The 697-nt window shown below is 58.8% G+C and carries 1 protein-coding gene; it reads left to right on the top strand.

The features are described 5' to 3' along the window. On the top strand, positions 1 to 697 hold a 697-nt coding region (locus AWB69_RS45395; protein WP_331712732.1), incomplete at both ends, for a POTRA domain-containing protein.

The following is a 697-nucleotide window of genomic DNA, read 5'->3' as shown; positions in this document are numbered from 1 at the left end:
CGTTCGTCGTGCAGGATATCCGGATCGACGGCCTTCAGCGCATTGAACCCGGTTCGGTATTCGCCTACTTGCCTATCAAGCAGGGCGACACGTTCACCGACGACAAAGCCTCGGAAGCAATTCGCGCGCTTTATGCAACGGGCTTCTTCAACGACGTCCAGATCGCCACACAGGGCAACGTGGTGGTGGTGCAGGTTCAGGAACGTCCGGCCATTTCGCAAATCGACTTCTCCGGCATCCACGAGTTCGAAAAGGACAACCTGGCGAAGGCGTTGCGCGCGGTAGGCTTGTCGCAGGGCCGCTCGTACGACAAGGCGCTCGTCGACAAAGCCGAGCAGGAGCTCAAGCGTCAGTACCTGACGCGCGGGTTTTATGCTGCCGAAGTCACGACTACCGTGACGCCGGTCGACCGCAACCGCGTGCAGATCCTGTTTTCGGTGGCTGAGGGTCCGAGCGCGAAGATCCGCCAGATCAACTTCATCGGCAACAAGGCGGTCAGCACGAGCACGCTGCGCGACGAGATGCAGTTGTCCACGCCGAACTGGTTCTCCTGGTACACGAAGAACGACCTGTACGCGAAGGACAAGCTTACCGGCGACCTCGAAAACGTACGCTCGTACTACCTGAATCGCGGTTATCTCGAGTTCAACATCGACTCGACGCAGGTGTCCATCTCGCCCGACAAGAAGGACATGTA

It is taken from the genome of Caballeronia udeis, assembly GCF_001544555.2.
Classification (GTDB): domain Bacteria; phylum Pseudomonadota; class Gammaproteobacteria; order Burkholderiales; family Burkholderiaceae; genus Caballeronia; species Caballeronia udeis.
The sequence above is the reverse complement of the archived record's forward strand: the minus strand, read 5'-3'. Positions and strand labels throughout refer to the sequence as shown.